Here is an 817-nt window from a genome sequence, read left to right as displayed (position 1 = left end):
ATGCCTTACCTCATACAATACATCATGAGTTAAAAATAAATGTTAAAAAAGAGACAAATACCCTCTTTATTAAAATAAAAAATAACAAGAAAATCATACCGATATCTCTCTTTTTAGATGGAGGAGAAATGCAAATTGGACCAGCAAAAAAAGTAAGTGATACCGCCGAATATACACTTTTTAGCGCTCCTATCCATTTCATACCAAAAACAACAAATAAAACAGTTTTTTACACGGTTTCCTTTAAAGATTACGCCTTAAGCGGAACATTCATCGTTCCTCTGTAATCAAACCCTCTTTCTATTCCGTGATCAAAGGAAAAGATCTCAAAGACTATGCCGAAAAACATCCATTTTCGCGATATTCAGCAATTGCCTTACGTGCAAGTGCATCTGCACGCTCATTATCTGGATGACCAGTATGCCCTTTTATCCAGTGCCATCTGATAGTATGGAAAGAACAGACGCCCTCAAGAGCTTGCCATAACTCTTTATTTTTAACAGGTTTTTTTGACACAGTCTGCCAATTATTCTTCTTCCATCCTTTAAGCCATAAAGATATACCGTTGCGCACATAAACTGAGTCCGTATAAAGATCGACCGAACAAGATTCTTTAAGTGCCTTTAACGCACAAAGTGCCGCCATTAGTTCCATTTGATTATTGGTCGTTTGTACTTCTCCACCATAAAGCTCACGTTCATGACCATTCCATCGTAAAATCGCTCCCCACCCTCCAACTCCAGGATTTCCTGAGCAAGCACCATCTGTATAAATTTCAACGACTTTCTGTTGATGTAACATAAAATTTAAAAACCTA

General features: G+C 37.3%; 1 protein-coding gene and 1 pseudogene. One reads left to right on the top strand and one right to left on the bottom strand.

Going from position 1 to position 817, the window contains the following annotated elements:
• Positions 1 to 287: pseudogene (locus tag ACFIO5_RS11180) on the top strand (protein-disulfide reductase DsbD domain-containing protein); the annotation flags it as partial.
• A gap of 46 nt (positions 288 to 333) precedes the next feature.
• Here the strand turns inward: ACFIO5_RS11180 and rnhA are convergent.
• Positions 334 to 801: a ribonuclease HI gene (gene rnhA / locus ACFIO5_RS11175; RefSeq protein ID WP_011180376.1), complete on the bottom strand. Its 468-nt coding sequence runs from the start codon at positions 799 to 801 to the stop codon at positions 334 to 336.
• Positions 802 to 817: the final 16 nt, after the last annotated feature.

It is taken from the genome of Bartonella sp. AA86SXKL, assembly GCF_042196885.1.
Note: the sequence above shows the minus strand (reverse complement) of the source record. Positions and strands in the feature narration are given on the sequence as shown.